This is a genomic window from Bacteroidales bacterium (assembly GCA_031276035.1).
In the GTDB taxonomy this organism is placed as follows: Bacteria; Bacteroidota; Bacteroidia; order Bacteroidales; family BM520; genus RGIG7150.
In genome coordinates this window covers 29,993-46,453 of record JAISNV010000001.1, presented here as the reverse complement: position 1 = coordinate 46,453, position 16,461 = coordinate 29,993, and the positions used below count along the sequence as shown (strand labels likewise).

20 protein-coding genes and 1 tRNA gene are annotated in these 16,461 nt (G+C 30.7%); 6 read left to right on the top strand and 15 right to left on the bottom strand.

All coding sequences use genetic code 11. The features are described from left to right. Positions 1-57 precede the first annotated feature (57 nt). A complete protein-coding gene (locus LBP67_00215; protein MDR2083410.1) occupies positions 58-585 on the bottom strand; it encodes an SPOR domain-containing protein in 528 nt (175 codons plus the stop codon). Positions 586-812: 227 nt separating this feature from the next. Between LBP67_00215 and LBP67_00210 the strand changes: the two genes are divergently transcribed. The 3 genes from LBP67_00210 to LBP67_00200 all read left to right on the top strand — a co-directional run bounded on the left by LBP67_00210 (position 813) and on the right by LBP67_00200 (position 3,313). Next, positions 813-2,015 carry an SUMF1/EgtB/PvdO family nonheme iron enzyme gene (locus LBP67_00210; protein MDR2083409.1) on the top strand — a complete coding sequence of 401 codons (1,203 nt, stop codon included), beginning with the start codon at positions 813-815 and terminating at the stop codon, positions 2,013-2,015. Positions 2,016-2,123: 108 nt separating this feature from the next. Then, entirely contained in the window at positions 2,124-3,149 is a 1,026-nt protein-coding gene (gene ruvB, locus LBP67_00205; GenBank protein ID MDR2083408.1) for a Holliday junction branch migration DNA helicase RuvB, read from the top strand. A gap of 92 nt (positions 3,150-3,241) precedes the next feature. After that, a tRNA-Arg gene (locus tag LBP67_00200) sits at positions 3,242-3,313 on the top strand. A 199-nt stretch (positions 3,314-3,512) separates the two neighbouring features. Here LBP67_00200 and LBP67_00195 read toward each other — a convergent pair. The 10 genes from LBP67_00195 to LBP67_00150 all read right to left on the bottom strand — a co-directional run bounded on the left by LBP67_00195 (position 3,513) and on the right by LBP67_00150 (position 9,394). Next, entirely contained in the window at positions 3,513-3,875 is a 363-nt protein-coding gene (locus tag LBP67_00195) for a hypothetical protein (GenBank protein ID MDR2083407.1), read from the bottom strand. A gap of 6 nt (positions 3,876-3,881) precedes the next feature. Beyond that, the gene (locus LBP67_00190) at positions 3,882-4,160 is read right to left on the bottom strand and encodes a hypothetical protein (protein ID MDR2083406.1); all 279 of its coding nucleotides are present in this window, start codon (positions 4,158-4,160) and stop codon (positions 3,882-3,884) included. Between the two features lie 268 nt (positions 4,161-4,428). Beyond that, the gene (locus LBP67_00185; protein MDR2083405.1) at positions 4,429-4,686 is read right to left on the bottom strand and encodes a hypothetical protein; all 258 of its coding nucleotides are present in this window, start codon (positions 4,684-4,686) and stop codon (positions 4,429-4,431) included. Between the two features lie 240 nt (positions 4,687-4,926). After that, complete coding sequence (locus tag LBP67_00180; GenBank protein MDR2083404.1) at positions 4,927-5,442, bottom strand: ImmA/IrrE family metallo-endopeptidase; 516 nt, start codon at positions 5,440-5,442, stop codon at positions 4,927-4,929. Beyond that, positions 5,429-5,998 carry a hypothetical protein gene (locus tag LBP67_00175; GenBank protein MDR2083403.1) on the bottom strand — a complete coding sequence of 190 codons (570 nt, stop codon included), beginning with the start codon at positions 5,996-5,998 and terminating at the stop codon, positions 5,429-5,431. The genes LBP67_00180 and LBP67_00175 overlap by 14 nt, the downstream gene beginning before the upstream one ends. Before the next feature lie 4 nt (positions 5,999-6,002). After that, the gene (locus LBP67_00170; GenBank protein ID MDR2083402.1) at positions 6,003-6,431 is read right to left on the bottom strand and encodes a hypothetical protein; all 429 of its coding nucleotides are present in this window, start codon (positions 6,429-6,431) and stop codon (positions 6,003-6,005) included. A gap of 307 nt (positions 6,432-6,738) precedes the next feature. Further along, a complete protein-coding gene (locus LBP67_00165; protein ID MDR2083401.1) occupies positions 6,739-7,746 on the bottom strand; it encodes a hypothetical protein in 1,008 nt (335 codons plus the stop codon). A gap of 106 nt (positions 7,747-7,852) precedes the next feature. Continuing rightward, the gene (locus LBP67_00160; GenBank protein ID MDR2083400.1) at positions 7,853-8,224 is read right to left on the bottom strand and encodes a hypothetical protein; all 372 of its coding nucleotides are present in this window, start codon (positions 8,222-8,224) and stop codon (positions 7,853-7,855) included. 396 nt (positions 8,225-8,620) lie between these two features. Continuing rightward, the gene (locus LBP67_00155; GenBank protein ID MDR2083399.1) at positions 8,621-9,007 is read right to left on the bottom strand and encodes a hypothetical protein; all 387 of its coding nucleotides are present in this window, start codon (positions 9,005-9,007) and stop codon (positions 8,621-8,623) included. Between the two features lie 30 nt (positions 9,008-9,037). Beyond that, positions 9,038-9,394, bottom strand: a complete 357-nt coding sequence (locus LBP67_00150; GenBank protein ID MDR2083398.1) for a hypothetical protein — start codon at positions 9,392-9,394, stop codon at positions 9,038-9,040. 535 nt (positions 9,395-9,929) lie between these two features. Here LBP67_00150 and LBP67_00145 point away from each other — a divergent pair. Then, positions 9,930-10,886, top strand: coding sequence for an alpha/beta hydrolase (locus tag LBP67_00145; protein ID MDR2083397.1), 957 nt, complete (start codon positions 9,930-9,932; stop codon positions 10,884-10,886). Between the two features lie 165 nt (positions 10,887-11,051). On the opposite strand, the gene trpS is transcribed toward LBP67_00145, so the two are convergent. The 3 genes from trpS to LBP67_00130 form a co-directional block, all read right to left on the bottom strand. Further along, positions 11,052-12,053, bottom strand: coding sequence for a tryptophan--tRNA ligase (gene trpS, locus LBP67_00140; protein MDR2083396.1), 1,002 nt, complete (start codon positions 12,051-12,053; stop codon positions 11,052-11,054). 2 nt (positions 12,054-12,055) lie between these two features. After that, positions 12,056-13,615 carry an Rne/Rng family ribonuclease gene (locus LBP67_00135; GenBank protein ID MDR2083395.1) on the bottom strand — a complete coding sequence of 520 codons (1,560 nt, stop codon included), beginning with the start codon at positions 13,613-13,615 and terminating at the stop codon, positions 12,056-12,058. A 194-nt stretch (positions 13,616-13,809) separates the two neighbouring features. After that, entirely contained in the window at positions 13,810-14,094 is a 285-nt protein-coding gene (locus LBP67_00130) for an integration host factor subunit beta (GenBank protein MDR2083394.1), read from the bottom strand. 263 nt (positions 14,095-14,357) lie between these two features. On the opposite strand from LBP67_00130, the gene ssb reads away from it, so the two are divergent. Then, positions 14,358-14,789 (top strand): single-stranded DNA-binding protein, encoded by a 432-nt coding sequence (gene ssb / locus LBP67_00125; GenBank protein ID MDR2083393.1) that lies wholly within the window; start codon positions 14,358-14,360, stop codon positions 14,787-14,789. After that, on the top strand, positions 14,770-15,366 hold the full coding sequence (locus LBP67_00120) for a hypothetical protein (GenBank protein MDR2083392.1): 597 nt from the start codon (positions 14,770-14,772) through the stop codon (positions 15,364-15,366). Before ssb ends, LBP67_00120 begins: the two co-directional genes overlap by 20 nt. A 2-nt stretch (positions 15,367-15,368) precedes the next feature. Here LBP67_00120 and LBP67_00115 read toward each other — a convergent pair whose 3' ends face one another. Next, entirely contained in the window at positions 15,369-16,460 is a 1,092-nt protein-coding gene (locus LBP67_00115) for a bifunctional 3-deoxy-7-phosphoheptulonate synthase/chorismate mutase type II (GenBank protein ID MDR2083391.1), read from the bottom strand. Position 16,461: the final 1 nt, after the last annotated feature.

The following is a 16,461-nucleotide window of genomic DNA, read 5'->3' as shown; positions in this document are numbered from 1 at the left end:
GATTTAAATTAATTTGTTTATACAAAGAGCGTTGGGATATCAAAAATCATTCCAAAGCTATCTGAAGAAATCCTCATTGATGCTTTCGGAATCATGTATGTTTTTCGGAGAAACGTAAATAGAATCTTGCCAATGAGAAGTAGGAGAGTATGGTTCATCAAAAATAGATATAAACTCTTTTACAACAAAAGATCCTTTAAAATTCTTATTTAAATTGGTTAATAATTTGTCGGCATCAAGTTTACTTCTAAAATCTCCGACACGGACTCTGTAATATGGTTCTTTAAAAGTTATATATGCCGGAATATCTTGATGATTTTTGTAAAACTCATCTGCCATATTGTAAGCACCTTGTTTTGAGTTATTACCCGCATCCCAATAAATTTGTACTCTGTATCCCACATATCCGGAATTATAGACATCGTATGTGAGTTTTTTGTTTAAAATAGAATAAAATTCAGGCTCGGCAATAATATTTACTTCTCCCTTTTTTTCCGAAGTATAGTTTTGGCCATGTAATGAAAAATAAAAGCTCAAGGCAAAAAGTATCGAAAAAATATTTTTATAATTCGAACATGAATTCATAAAATTGAATATAAAAAATCTTATGCTGCAAAGGTATATTAAAAAAATAATATTGATTAGTGAAAAAAAAATAAAAAAAAAGTTGCATTAATAAAATAAAGAATTATTTTTGTAGTAATTTTTGTAAAAGATAGTATAGAAAGAGATTTAAATTTTAACAATTTGATTTACTGTGCTTTTTGTATTATTGTAGGTGTGTTTGTAAAAATAATTAAAATTATATTAGTATGAAAAAAATCTATTTTTTATTGTTATCAGTGGTAATTCTCTTTGCCGCGTGTAGTGAAGGGGGAATACCGGAAGTAATGACAGGTGATATTACCGATATAACTTCCAGTTCAGCAAAAATTAAAGGCGCAATCTTGGATACCAAAGGTTTGGATATCTTGGAAGCTGGATATTGCTGGGGAACGATGGAAATGCCGACTTATGAAACAAATGACGGTATTGAGAAACATGCTTCGGATGCACGTGGGAGATTAGATGAGTATGTTATGACAAATCTTTTTGCAGGTGAAGTATATTATGTACGCGCATTTGCTCAAAACGAAGAAGGTGTAGGCTACGGTATTGTAAAACAATTTACTGTTGGAGTAACGTTGCCGGGAGTAGATATAGCTGTGGCTGAAAATATTACTCCTACTACAGTGACTTTAAAAGGAAAAGTATTTTCCCATAACGGTCATATCGTTAATAAAATCGGATTTATTTTATCTACATCACCGAATGTAACAGAAGGTGCGGATAAATATTATGCCGATAATTATAATTTGGAAACTGGAGAATTTGATGTAGTAATAGAAGGACTTATCTCAAATACTAGTTATTATGTTAGAACTTTCGCTACTAACCAAAGCGGTTTCGGTAGCAGCACCGAAGATACTCAATTTACTACTAATACTTTTTTGAATGAGTTTACTAATAATATTGTTAATTCAAATGGTATCTATATCTCCAAATATGAAATTACTGTAGGTCTATGGAATGAATTAATAAACGGAACAGCTTCTAGTACAGAAGGTTTATACCCGAAAGTAGATATAGCGTATACTTCCATGCAAACTTTTATCAACAGAATTAATGAAAAGAGTGTAGGTGTATTTGATTTACCTACCATAGCTCAATGGAGAGAAGCTGCAGGTACTGGTACATATAGCGGTAGTGAAAATATTGATGAGGTTGCTTGGTATAAAGGAAACAGCAATAATAAAGTACATGCTGTCGGAACAAAGAATTCTAACAGTAATGGTGTATATGATATGAGCGGAAACGTTTGGGAAATGACTAAAGACACAGATGAACACGGAAATCGTATCATCGTTGGCGGTTGTTGGAATAGCACAGCTGATCAGTGTGAAATAAACTCTACTTTTGCATATGCATCTACCTCTTTAGGAAATGTTGTAGGCTTTAGACTCGTTCGTGAATAAAAAACTCTATTGTTGAGTGTAGTTTTCATATTTTTTGTGTTGTGAATTAAGGCGAACTTTTGGTTCGCCTTAATTCTTTATCAAAATCATTAAAATAATTTGCAGAGCATGAATGATAATTTGAACCCGGATTCAAACATATTATCTCAGAAAGATCAAAAATACGAAGTTGCTCTAAGACCTGTTGATTTCGAAAGTTTCGCCGGTCAGGAAGCAATTCTTGATAATCTTAAAGTCTTTTGTGCTGCTGCAAAACAGCGTAACGAACCTCTTGACCATGTACTTTTGCATGGCCCTCCCGGATTGGGAAAAACAACTTTGTCATATATAATCGCTAACGAACTCGGTGTTAATCTTAAGGCAACTTCAGGGCCTGTATTGGAAAAACCGGGTAACTTGGCCGGTCTCCTAACCAATCTTGAGCCGCATGATGTTTTGTTTATTGATGAAATACACCGGTTATCGCCGATTACGGAAGAATATCTTTACTCCGCAATGGAAGATTATAAAATAGATATTATGATTGATACCGGTGCCAATAGCAGAAGTATTCAGATCAGTTTGAATCCGTTTACATTGGTAGGAGCTACAACCCGTTCAGGATTACTTACAGCCCCGCTTAGATCCAGATTCGGAATAACTTCAAGATTAAACTATTATGATTCGAAAACATTATCTGAAATTTTAAAAAGATCAGCAAATCTTTTGAATATTGCAATTGATAATGACGCCGCCTACGAAATTGCCCGTCGTAGTAGAGGAACTCCGCGTATTGCTAATCTTTTACTTAGAAGAGTACGCGATTTTGCGCAGATTATCGGAGACGGATTTATTGATATTGAGATAGCTCAAAAAGCGCTGCTGGCTCTTAATGTAGATCTTAATGGTTTGGATGAAATGGACAATAAAATCCTATCTACAATTATTGAAAAGTTCGGCGGCGGTCCTGTTGGACTTACAACTATTGCAACTGCTGTGTCGGAAGATGCAGGCACAATTGAGGAAGTTTATGAACCTTTCCTTATACAAGAAGGTTATCTTATTCGTACACCTAGAGGGCGACAAGCTACGGAGTTTGCTTATACGCATTTCGGAAAAAGTCCTTTTAACCGTAATGACGGAGGATTATTTTAGCTTGAATATTATTTATTATTGAATCTAGAATATAGTAAAAGCTTAAATTTTCATGAATTATAGAAAATGATTATTTTTGCAATTCGAAATTAGGCTCCATAGTTCAACGGATAGAACGGAAGTTTCCTAAACTTTAAATCCAGGTTCGATTCCTGGTGGGGCTACGAAAGATAAAATTATAGAACTGTTTATTAATTGATTAGGATTTTGTGTGTTTAAATTTGCACAACAATTGCACGACAATAATAAAAAAACGCCTTAAAAGTAAATTTTCTAAGGCGTAAGGTGCATTTAAAAATACCTCATCTATTGAGGATTTTCAGCACAAAGATAAGACTTTTTTATAAAAATACCTCATCGGAGTTATTCAAGTTGCTTATCGGCTTGTTCAAATAAATATTTATAATCACCGTGCATATTATTAATATTATCGTGGTAATAAATTATTTTGGTAATAAGATTTATCATTTCAGAAAATCGTTTAATATCTTCTTTGTCCTTTTCATTAACAAGTCTTGTTATTGCTCTGTTAATAGTCTCTATCCATTTAACGCCGTCAAAATGTACCCAACTTAATGAGAATGCTATATCTCGTCTTATCTTCATCTCGGTGGCAAAACAACTTAAGCTAGTACCAGGATATTTTTCAATGTTATCGGATAAGAATTTTTCAAATACCGTTTGAAAATAGTTGCTTTGGGAATTTTCTTTTACTTCTGTTCTCATAATAAATTAATTTTGATTAGTAGTTTCAAGAATATCTAAACATAAAGCATCTGGGTTTAGATTTGCCTTTCTTACTTCTTTTGAAAAATCCTTGAAGTCATTAAATAGTCCTTTGCTTAAAATAAAGGCATAAGCCGTGTTTTTAGCGTTTTTTTTAATATCAAAGTGTTCTTGTATAACTTTGAGATAATCCTTAAACAGAGGGATAGAATGAGCATTTGAACACTCAATTTGAATTGTCGTAAAGCTCGTTTCTTTGACCTTTCCTTTAATTTCTTTTTCCATGATAAGTTAATTTAAATAAAAAACCCTCTGTTACGGTGTCCTGCGTACATACATACGCTCCGGGTGTTTCCACTACCGGCACCGACAAAGGGCTATAATGTTTTTATTATAATCATAATTTGTATGTTTTAGGAATTACAAAGATAAGATAATGCAATTTATATTGCAAGAGATTTAATGATTTTTTTACCTTTTCTTTTATGGAGTTCAATAAATCTATTAAATCCTCACTCTTCTTAATGGTTTAAGAAAAAAACAATTTTGAATGTTAACTTTTGACAACAATTCTATAGGGAAAATCACTCTTAAATGTCTCCTCAGTCAATACCTCGTCTTTTATCTTTTCTTGCTTCTGTAGGCGTGTAGTATTGTATTCTTTGGCTTTTTTGATGTATCTATTAATAGTTCGTTCGGTTTTCTGAAATTTACTGCAAAATACTGAAATGTTATCTGAAATTTTTTTCTCAGGATATGAAAAAATATAATCCGCAATTTCGATAATGAGATTCGATAGTTTAAGTATCACTTTTTTTAATTGACTCAGAAAACTCAACATTTTTCAACAAATATGAAATTTTCTGATAATGAATTTGTTTTTTATTAGATTTTGAGACGAATTATCTTGTATTGTTTGTACTGCGTGTACAAGTATCATGAAAATAACGGATATTTATATCAAGAAAGATTTTTCATTGATTTGGGAAGCTAACAGGAAAGTTTTGGATTTGTTGAAGTGGAAGAATTAGAAATACAATAAATACTTTAATCAGAATTGTATAGTAATATATTTATAATTAGAATTAGAATAACGAATTTTATTAAGCCAATATCCAACAAATAATTCATCTACATCATATTTCTCACTTAATTCTTTAGGAGAAATACATTCCCTATTAGATATTTTAGCAAAAATCTCTTTTCTTAATTTATCACCATTAAATAAATATTCATAAGAAAATTTATTTGCTTCTATCTCTTTGTTATTCTTGTTTGTTTTTGTAGTATCAATATCTAAATCAAAAATTTCTTCATTTTCATGTAAAATAGCATGACCTATTTCATGAAACAAAGTAACCCAACATACTGCTAAACTTTTATTTCTATCTGATATTTGTATTAATGGATTTCCGTCGATCCATCTGATTGCACCATACACAGTTTTAGGCAAATATTTAACATAGACAAGTGCAACTCCAAACTCACTAAACAAATTAGGCAAATTTTTAAAATATTTAATTTTTTGAACCTCTTTCCCCCATTCATTGCTTTCAATCCAATCCATTAGCATATTTATTGTATGTTGAAAGATTTTCATTTTTTTTAAACTCTAATTCGCCTCTCCTTAACCATCCATGTAAATTAATTAAATTACATTCAGAGTTAACTTGCTCTTTAAACATGGCGTGAGGAGAATTATATTGAAAATTAAATATATCATCTATAGATTCTACACCAAAGAAATCAATAATATCATCTAATTGATCTATTCCTTCATTAAACTCATTGTTTAATAAGTTTTGTATATCTTTAAGTTTATGAAACTTTGATTTAGCATCCTTAAAACTCTTTTTTGATTTTTTTTCCTGTATAGCATAGTCTTTTTGAAATCTTGTTAAAAAGTTTATTAAAACCTCGCCTAATTCAAGATAATCTGATAATATTTTTAATTCTTTAGTTTTAACTTTAGTTATTGACCCAAAATCTGACCAAGATAATATATCTAATAATGCTTCTTTATCTCTATTATGAGCATCAACAATTTCTTCAATCTCCATTCCTACGGTATTGAATAAATCTATTGAATTAAATACTTCTGGCTTTGTAGTAACTTTACTCATGATATTATTTTCTTAATATGCTATAATCATGTTTGTTTATATCAAAAACATGTATCTTATTAATTTGATTAAACTGATTGTCGCAATTCTTTACAAGAATAAATTCATCTGTATCTAAATTATCTTCGTTTTTAGTAATTAACATCGGATTCACAAATTTTCTGTAAGCGTCATTAATCCGAACTTTTATTGCTAAGTTTTCATTTTTGCTTTGACCGACTACTTTTTCAAAGCAATTATTACTTTTGTATAACGCATTATATTCACCAATATTGTTGACTTCTTTAAGTCTATTATGCACTCTTACTGCCTGTGATTTTATTTCTATAGGATAAAACTTGCAGAACTTTTTTTGATATGATCTGTTTTCCGGCTCTTCTAAAAAATTTTTATAGCATTCACACCGCTTAGTATCAGCAAATGTAATAATCATTTCTATATTTAATGTTTTCAGTTACTTTTTTGCAAAAGAAATCATTTTTTACGAGAAAATGTAGTATTTTAACACTTTTAACATTTTTTTACCGAATTGTACTCTATAATATTTAGTGACTAATTACTTTCTGTTGCATTTTCCGTTTCACATTCCATTGCCTGTGCAAACTCCTTAAATAATCTATCTGATTCTCGCAAGCTATTTGATTTGTGTAATACAAAAAATAAAAACCTATTAGACTGCAACATCCATTTTATAAAGATAAATAAGACCACTTTACCAAAAAGAGCGAAAAAAGATAATATTAACGAGGTGTAAACATATATATTATAAAGGACTTCAAGATTACCAGTTGCAATACTATGAGAATAAGGAGATTCTTTATTACTAATTGGTTCAAATAAACTATTGTCAAATAAAAAAGGATAAACCATTTGAATAGCGGCATAAAAAACAAACAGAAAACTATAAATGTAGGTATTTTAAGAAAAGAACTGTTCAATTTACCAATTACTGCTACTAGAGCAATAGTTGCAAAAATAGCAACAGATAATTTTATACCAAATTGAAAATAGTAATACAATGGGGCGTGTAAATGACATGTAAAAGCTTCTGCAGTAATGATTATTAATGAGAAAATAATAATAAAAATTAATCCATTTCTAGACAAACTCGTACTCTTATCTATCATAGTACTTTTGACACTTGACGCTGATATGGTAAAATAAATATAAAAAAAAGCTATGCTATTTAATAGGTTTAGAAAAATATGAGTAGCCTCATAAAATCTATCAAAATTCTGTGCATTAATTGACTTTTCAATACCAGTTACAACAGAAAGGTTACTAAAAAAAGAGAAAAAATACATTAAAAACCATAAAACCCAAACAAACATCCACGCCAAATAAAACTGTCTGAATATTGTTTCACATGATTTCGATAGTGTATCTTTATCAAAATTTCCCAACATACTATTACTGCTAAATGTATTTCTAACATAATTATGCAATTTGTTTTTCTCTTTACCGTTTCGAGCAATAGTTATCCTTGCTAATTCAATTATTACCCAAGTAATAAATAGGATATGAATAATATCAAAAATCAAAGCCCAATAATCTATTTCTATCATCACGCTACCTAATTTATCAGAAATAAATGACAATAACCATAGAACAATTGGCACCAATATGGCTGCGTAGGCTAAAAACAAGTCTCCTTTGTCAGTTTTAAACCATTCCCAAAATGGCAAATTTGAATTTCTCGTTGCTGCTGTTGTTTTCTTATTCTCTTTTTGTAAAAAATCTGTTTCCATAGTTCTTTATTTTGTTTGTTTATTTTTTTCTTCTAGAAGTTCTCACTCCCTTTTCCAACAAAAGTGCTCGTTTTGAGGGCTTTTGATTAATATAATAGCTTATTTATTAATAATAAACAGTCCAATAAATTGGGTGTAATGTCCTGCTCATTACAGTTGCTAACCCCGGATAAACTCCTAAATGTTTTTCATTGTCGTATCCAACAATTACCCTTGTTTCTACTATAGGATAAAAACCGCTAGGAATTTTAGTTGCTGTCGATGAAATATTAACTCCAACAGCTAATGCACCTACAGTAGTCCAAAGAGTTGGTGTTTTAGCTACATATCCATTTGTGCCTACCCATTCAACTCTCACATCAGCCGGAGCTGCCATGGCATCATTGTAGCTCTCCGATGATAGAAGAAAAGGTGTGTCTTGAACAAAAGTAGTAACAGGAATAGTTTGTCCTAGGACATTAGTTGAGATAAATAGCATAATGATTAATGCTCCTAGGAGTTTGATCTTTTTCATAATATTTTTTTATTGGTTAATAGTTCACAAATGTAAAAATAATTAAATTATTAAACAAATTTTTGTTTAATAATTTAATTTATAATTATTACTTTTTTACAACTCCGGGTGGGGCTACAAAGAATATTTTCAGTTAATTCTTTATCATGTGATTGTTGCGAGTTAAATATTTACACAACTCATAACAAATATTACCCATAAACGGTGCGAATTATAGAATAGCAAGTACGAGATTTTGTTTATATTGTTTGAGAACATAAATTAAACAAAGTATTATATTGAATCGTATAAAAAATGCCCTCATTATGAGGGCATTAATAAGTGTTCATGTGTGTAATATATTTCCTTAATTTAAGATTTTTATTTCTCTTCAATCAACCAAGGTATGGGATCAATAGATCTTATCGCATAAGGAACGTATAATCGGTATTTTGTTGAATGAATCTCTTTTGTAAATTCAACATAAATATGAGTTTGTGTAACTGGTAATGAAAAATTACTTGAATTAAATATTTGTATAACATCTATTCCCGCCGTAATACCGGCAACTGTCGTAGTAACTGTTCTTTTAACCGAACCGGTTACTCCAAACCATTCAACATTAACTACAACTTCTGAACCTGAGAAATGTTTGAATAATTCTGGTGTATCCTGCACAAAAGTAGTAAGAGGAGTTGTTTGTCCAATTGCAATTGATGATACGAAAAGCATTAATAAAAATGTACTTAAAACTTTAAAATTTTTCATAAATAATAGTTTTAATTGATTAATGATTTTTTATCTAAAATCAAATGTTACATTTTGTATAGCATTGTTAAAAATCTGTTGGGAATATCTTCCTGAATCTGTAATTACGGTAATTGTAACCCTTACCGCATTAGAATTTACCCAAAAGAAATCACTTCCTACATGTGCCATGTAATTAAGATCACCATATCTAACGTCAATTTCTTTTGTTTCCAGATGTAGTTTTCCGGTAACACTAAGATCTAAGGTATATCCAACAGTAACAGTTGCTATAGTTGTCTCCGGGCAGATTATTTTAACATTAGTTGAAACGTAATTTTGTCCGTATGTCATACCGGAAATCATAAATAGCGTAAAAAACACTAATAAAATTTTTACTTTTTTCATAAAATTAAATTTTAAATAAAAGTTGATTAATTTTTACAAAAGTACAACAATAAAAAAGAAGATAGAATGAGTCGATTAACACTCCATAAAATTAACTATTATAGATATTCTTGTAAATAAATGTGTTGTTGTCAGATGTTTATATTAACAGTTATTGCCTGAGAAAATATAATTAAAAATCTTTTTTGTTAAAAATACGCTCAGAAACCTTAATGAATGTTAATAAACAAAATTTAATGATAAATTTGAGAAAAAAATAACTGTGAAAAATATGATTGATTATCTCAGTGATTAAATTTTTTATGTAAAGACGAAATAACATAAATCAATTTATTCTGAATATTAATTTTTAAATTAACAGGAATCTACTTAAAAAAGAATTTTATAATTAATTTAATTTTATTTTGTGAGGATAAAATCCGATAGTATTTTAATAAAAAATATTATTTTTGCGAAACTATAAGGTGACATTTTTTATAAACGAAGTTTAAGATTAGGTTGTTAAATAATTCTATATCATAAAATATAATTTATCATGAATATTCTTAAAAATAAATTTAGCTTATTAATATTAAGTTTTTTCATCTTTAATCAAATTTTATTTGCTCAAAGTGAGGTTGTAAAAGAAACTTATATATTCGCAATTAAGGAGAATGATACGCTTAAACTTGATAAGTATCATATTCCTTCTAATGAAATTAAACCCTGCTTAATGTTTGCTTTCGGCGGCGCCTTTTATACTGGTACGCGGGATGCAAAATATTACAAGGAATTCTATGATTTTTTTGCCGAACAGGGATTTGTAGTCGTTGCAATAGATTATCGCTTGGGATTGAAAAGATTGGAAGGGCGAGATGATATAAAGGTAAAAGAGATGTTGAATATTTTTGAAAATACTATTCTTATGGCTGTAGAAGATCTTTATTCTGCAACAAGTTATATTTTGCAGAATAAAGAAGAGTGGAAAATAAATCCGGAACAAATTATTATTTCCGGTTCGAGTGCTGGAGGAATTACGGTTCTACAAGCGGAGTACGAACTCTGTAATCGTTCCGAAATAACTAATATTTTACCGAAAGATTTTAAATATTCCGGAGTAATTTCATTTGCAGGAGCTATCTTTAGTAGTAAAGGACATTTGAAATGGAATGATATTCCTGCGCCTATCCAGATGTTTCATGGAGATGCGGATAAAAACGTTCCGTTTAATAGAATAAAACTCGGAAAATACGGCTTTTTCGGCTCAAAATACATTGCAAAGAAATATGATAAAAATAATTTCCCGTATTATTTTTATATCGCGGAAGATAAAGACCACGCTATTGCAGGTACTCCCATGACCGATAATTATTATGAAATTTTGACTTTTATTGAGAAGTTTATTTTTGAAAAACAGGAGTTGAAAGTTAATTTAACCGAGACGCCGTTAAACAAGGAAAAGATTAAGAAGAACTTTGGAATAAAAGATTATATTAAGTCTAATTTCAATTAGTTAAAAATGAAAAATGAATATTTAAAAAGTAGATGGCTTACTGTTGGTAAATAAAAAAGCGAGAAACCTTACCAATTAGAATTTATTTTCTTATCGGTAATATTTCTCACTTTTAGAGATATTACATTTTTTGAACATTGAAATGTTCAAAACTATATGTTAGAACTAAAACAACGACTTTATCCCAATCAACCTTCTAACCTCTTTCATCGTTGCGTTTGCACTTTCACGAGCTTGCTCGGCGCCTTGTTTTGCAACTTTTGCCAAATAATCTTCATTAGCCCGAATATCTTGAATGCGTTCCCGAATGGGAGTTAAGAATTTATTTACATCTTCAAAAATCTGTTTTTTGAAATCACCGTATTTTATTGTGCAATTATTCCACTGATCTTCAAAATATTGTACAGTATCCAACGATCCGACAGCTTTGAGTATAGTGAATAAATTCTCTATATAAACAGGTTTGTCCTGATTCATCTGAGTAGGGCCGCTATCAGTAAGAGCTTTCATAATCTTCTTCTTCAAAGCTTCAGGCGAATCGGAAAGTAACAAACAATTATTTTCTCCTTCCGATTTTCCCATTTTTCCACTGCCATCTAATCCGGGAATCTTTACAAGTTCCTGTCCGAAATTATATGCAGTAGGTTCAGGAAAAAGGTCATAATTATACATTCTATTAAAACGATTTCCGAAAGTACGTGCCATTTCAAGATGTTGTTCCTGGTCTTTCCCGACAGGAACCTTTGTTGCACGATGTATTAATATATCCGCAGCCATTAAGGTCGGATATGTTAATAATCCGGCGTTTATATTATTTAATTGCTTGCTTTTTTTGTCTTTATATGTTGTTGTTCTTTCAAGTTCACCAACATATGCATTCATATTTAGAAACAAATAAAGTTCAGCGGTTTCAGGTAAATCGCTTTGAATATATAATGTAGATTTTTCAGGATCAATGCCTGCAGCTAGGTATTCTGCTAAAACCTGTTTAATGTTTTCATGCAGATGTTCGGCAAGCGGATGAGTCGTTAACGAATGATAATCAGCTACAAAAAAGTAGCATTTATTGCTTTCCTGCATTTTTACAAAATTAGTAACCGCACCCATATAGTTTCCTAAATGTAACGGTCCGGTAGGTCTAATTCCGCTAAGAACAATTTCTTTCATAACTATAAGTTTATTTCTTCCATTAAATTATTGAAAAATCTGTAATCTAAGAAGCTAAAATCAGGCATAGACAATATTTTCAATTTGATTTTATACTTCTTTTGCCATTTCTTTCTAATAGAATAAAATCCTTTTGTGAGATAGGCATACACGTAAGGGTGAACGCCAAGGTTCAAATGTTTTTCGTTTTGTTCTTGAACAAGATATTTTAATGTATCTTCAATATCGTTTTCAAGTAGAATAGAAGATTTAATTACTCCTTGTCCGTTACACGACGGACACTTTTCAAGAGTTTCAATTGAGATTTCAGGGCGTACTCTTTGTCTGGTTATTTGAATTAATCCGAATTTAGATTGAGGTAATATTGTATGTTTGGCTTTATCCTTAGCCATCTCGGTTTTAAGACATTCGAACAATTTCTTTCTGTTTATTGCAGAATGCATGTCTATAAAATCAACAACAATAATGCCACCTAAATCTCTTAAACGTAATTGTCGTGCAACTTCTTTGCACGCTTCCAGATTTATGTTTAAGATATTTTCTTCTGAGGGGCCATCTGCATTTGAATTTATACGTGAGCCGGAATTAACATCAATAACATGTAGGGCTTCCGTTTTTTCAATAATCAAATATATTCCGCCTTTAATTGTAGTAATTTTACCAAAAGAGCTTTTTATCTGCTTATCAATACCGAAGAAAGTAAAAATATCGCCTTTACCTTTATATAACTTTACTATATCAAGTTGGTCTGGTGCAATATGTTTTAAATTTAATTTAATTTCCTCATATATTCCGGTATCATTGACTTGAATGCTGTTGAAAGATTCATTTAAAAGATCTCTCAAAATGACATTAGCTCTATCCGCCTCGCTCATTAGTAGAGTTGGAGGTTTTGCAGTTTTAAGTTTACTTGCAATTTTGTCCCACTTTGCCTTAAGGTCTGCCATATCCGAATAAAGATCGGCAACCATTTTATTTTCGGCAATAGTTCTTATGATTACACCAAAGTTTTTAGGTCTGATACTTTTAATCAATAACTTTAAACGTTCACGTTCTTCGGCGTTCTTAATTTTTTGTGATACGGATATTTTATTTGAAAACGGAATAAGGACCATATATCTTCCGGCGAGTGATATTTCGCTTGATACTCTTGGTCCTTTTGTGTTGATAGCCTCTTTAATTATTTGAACAAGAAGATACTGATTAGGTTGAAGTACAGAAGAAATCTTTCCTGTTTTATCGATTTCGGATTCTAATTTAAAATCTTCAACCTTGAGAGGTTCTTTTAATGTCGGATCATTAACTTGTTTGGTAAATTTCAGCAAACTCTTTATATTGGCACCGAGGTTCATATATAATAAAAAACCTCCTTTGTCATGTCCAATGTCAAGGAATGCTGCATTTAAGCCCGGTGAAATCTTTTTAACTCTTGCCAATAGAATATCTCCGGTAGAAAAACTGCTGTCTGTCCTGTCTTTATGTAGTTCAACAAGTTGTTTTTCCTCCAGCAGAGCAATGTCAATATCTCTATTCTGTTTTCTTATGACAAGTTCTCTATTCACAACTTCAATATTTAAAATGAAAAATCTATCGATGATTAAAGTCTTTATAGACCATCGATAGATTTTTCATAAATTAAAATTAAACACATTATTTCTTTTTATGTCTATTTTTGCGTAAACGTTTTTTACGTTTATGAGTAGACATTTTGTGTCTTTTACGTTTTTTTCCGCTAGGCATACTATTTTATTTAAAATTATTTTACTTTTGTTTTAATAGTATTAACGAAAGATTTAGCTGGTTTGAAAGCAGGAATTTTATGAGCAGGGATTTGAATAGGAACATTTTTAGAAATATTTCTTCCTGTTTTAGCTTTTCTTTCTTTAATGATGAAGCTGCCAAAACCTCTTAAATAAACGTTTTCACCTTTTTCCAAAGATTTTTTTACAGTTTCCATGAATTTTTCAACAGTGTCTTGAACTGCATTTTTTTCGATACCAGTTTTACTAGCTATTTCAGCTACGATTTCTGCTTTTGTCATAGTTTTGTTAATTTAGTTGTTTATAATTAAATGAATTAATAATTAAATTTTCGATTTGCAAAGTTAATTAATTTTATTAATAACAATGGGTTTTTTCGAAAAAAAAATGATTTAATTCATTCAAAATTAAACTTATTGCAAAAAAATGACTTTATTTTTGAATTTTCTTTATTAATATTAGGTAACATTTGATCTTTTTCAACAATTCTATTATAGAATATATTCGATAAAATTATTACTTTTGTTAATTAAAAATTATTACTATGGCAAATTCATTAAACAAAGTTTTCCTAATTGGAAATTTAGGAAGAGATCCCGAAATTAGAACCTCTGAATCATGGAAAAATGCTAGATTCTCTATTGCTACTAATGAAGATTATAAGAATAAAAACGGCGATAAAATAAGCCATACGGAATGGCATAATGTAATTGCATGGCGCGGATTAGCCGAAATTGCGGAAAAATATCTTCACAAAGGAGATAAAGTTTATGTAGAAGGTAGAATAAGAACCAGAACATACGAACAAGAGGGTGTAGAAAAAAGATTTACGGAAATTGAAGCGGAATCTATAATAATGCTTGATAAACTCGATTCAGCGCAATCGCAACCACAAAGCATGCCTCCACAAGATTTTTCCGATATTAAAGTTAATCTTGAACCACCAACAAGTGCCGATGATGACCTGCCTTTCTAATAAAATAAAATTGGTAATTTCTATACTGAGTGTTTCATTAATTGGAGCAGCGTGTAATAAAACACCTGCTCCAAAGCCTTTCGGTTATTTTAGAATAGATCTTCCTGAAAGAGAATATGTGGAGTTAAAGGGAGATTATCCTTTTACTGCCCTTATACCTGATTATGCACAGATTATTACAGTTCAAGATACGATAGATGATGCGGAATGGTATAATATGGTTATGAGAAGTTTAGATGCAACTATATATCTTTCTTATCATAAAATGTTACTTCCATTAAACCAATATATAGAAGATGCTCGAAAGCTTGCCTTTAATCATATGCAGAAAGCTTCGGCTATTAATTATTCGGTTATTGTGAAGCCTGAATATAAAGTTTACGGATTATATATCAGCATTGAAGGTAATGATGCGGCAACTCCTTTCCAATTTTATCTTACGGATAGTGTTAATAATTTTTTGCGAGGAGCGCTTTATTTTGATCACGTACCTAATAATGATTCGGTTGCCCCGATTATCAAATTTATTAAGGAGGATATTGAAGTTTTTGTAGAAAGCTTTGAGTGGAGTAATTGATGTTACTGTCGTTTTAAAGCTTCATAATGAATTATTTCCATTAACTTTTCAACAAATTTTTCCGGTAGGTTCAGATTGTTGCCTATATTAATTCTATTTTCTATTATTTCTTTCCATCTTGAAACTTGTAGAGCAGGAATATTGATATCTTTTTTTAGTTTTCCTATTTCTTCTACGGCTTTTAAACGTTGCGAAATTGTTTTCAACATACTTTCATCAAGAGAGTCTATTAATTTTCTTAGAGTTTCTATTTGTCTTACGGATTCGTCAATTTGTCCTATACCGGAATTTATAATATTATTTTGTGACGAATCAATAGATTTTAGAAGTTCGTGTAATTCACCCGGAGATAATTGTTGTGCTCTATCGGAAAGGGCATCTTTAGGTGAAATGTGTGTCTCGATCATTAATCCCGACATATCTAAGGATAAAGCCTTATTGACAATTTCTTCTATATATTCGGTTTTACCGGCAATATGACTTGGGTCGCAAAGTATAGGTAACGATGGGAACATACATTTTAATTTGATAGGTATTTCCCAAATGGGTTCGTTTCTATAAGGCGCGGAATACATTGATTGAAATCCGCGGTGTATAGCTGCTATTTTGTTTATTCCTGCGTTATTAATACGTTCGATTGCTCCCATCCATAAAGAAATATCAGGAACCATAGGGTTTTTTATAAAAACCCGCATATCACTACCCGCAAGAGCTAAGGCTATTTCTTCTGTTAAATAAGGATTTACGGTTGTTCTTGCGCCGAGCCAAACATACTTTATATTATGATCAAGAGCATATTTCACATGTTCGGGAGATAATACCTCAATCATCGTCGGAATGTTGAAAAGTTCTTCAACTTTTTTCAACCATTTCAGTCCGGATTTACCTATTCCTGTAAAAGTTTTAGGTTGTGTACGCGCTTTCCATATTCCTACGCGAAATATATTTATATCATTTACAATTGCTTCGGCTGTATTAAGAACTTGTTTTTCGCTTTCGGCAGAACAAGGTCCGGCAATTATCAATTTCTTATCAAAAGAAGGGCTCCAAGAAGAAAATTCCTGAATATTATATTGATCTATAGAATTATACATT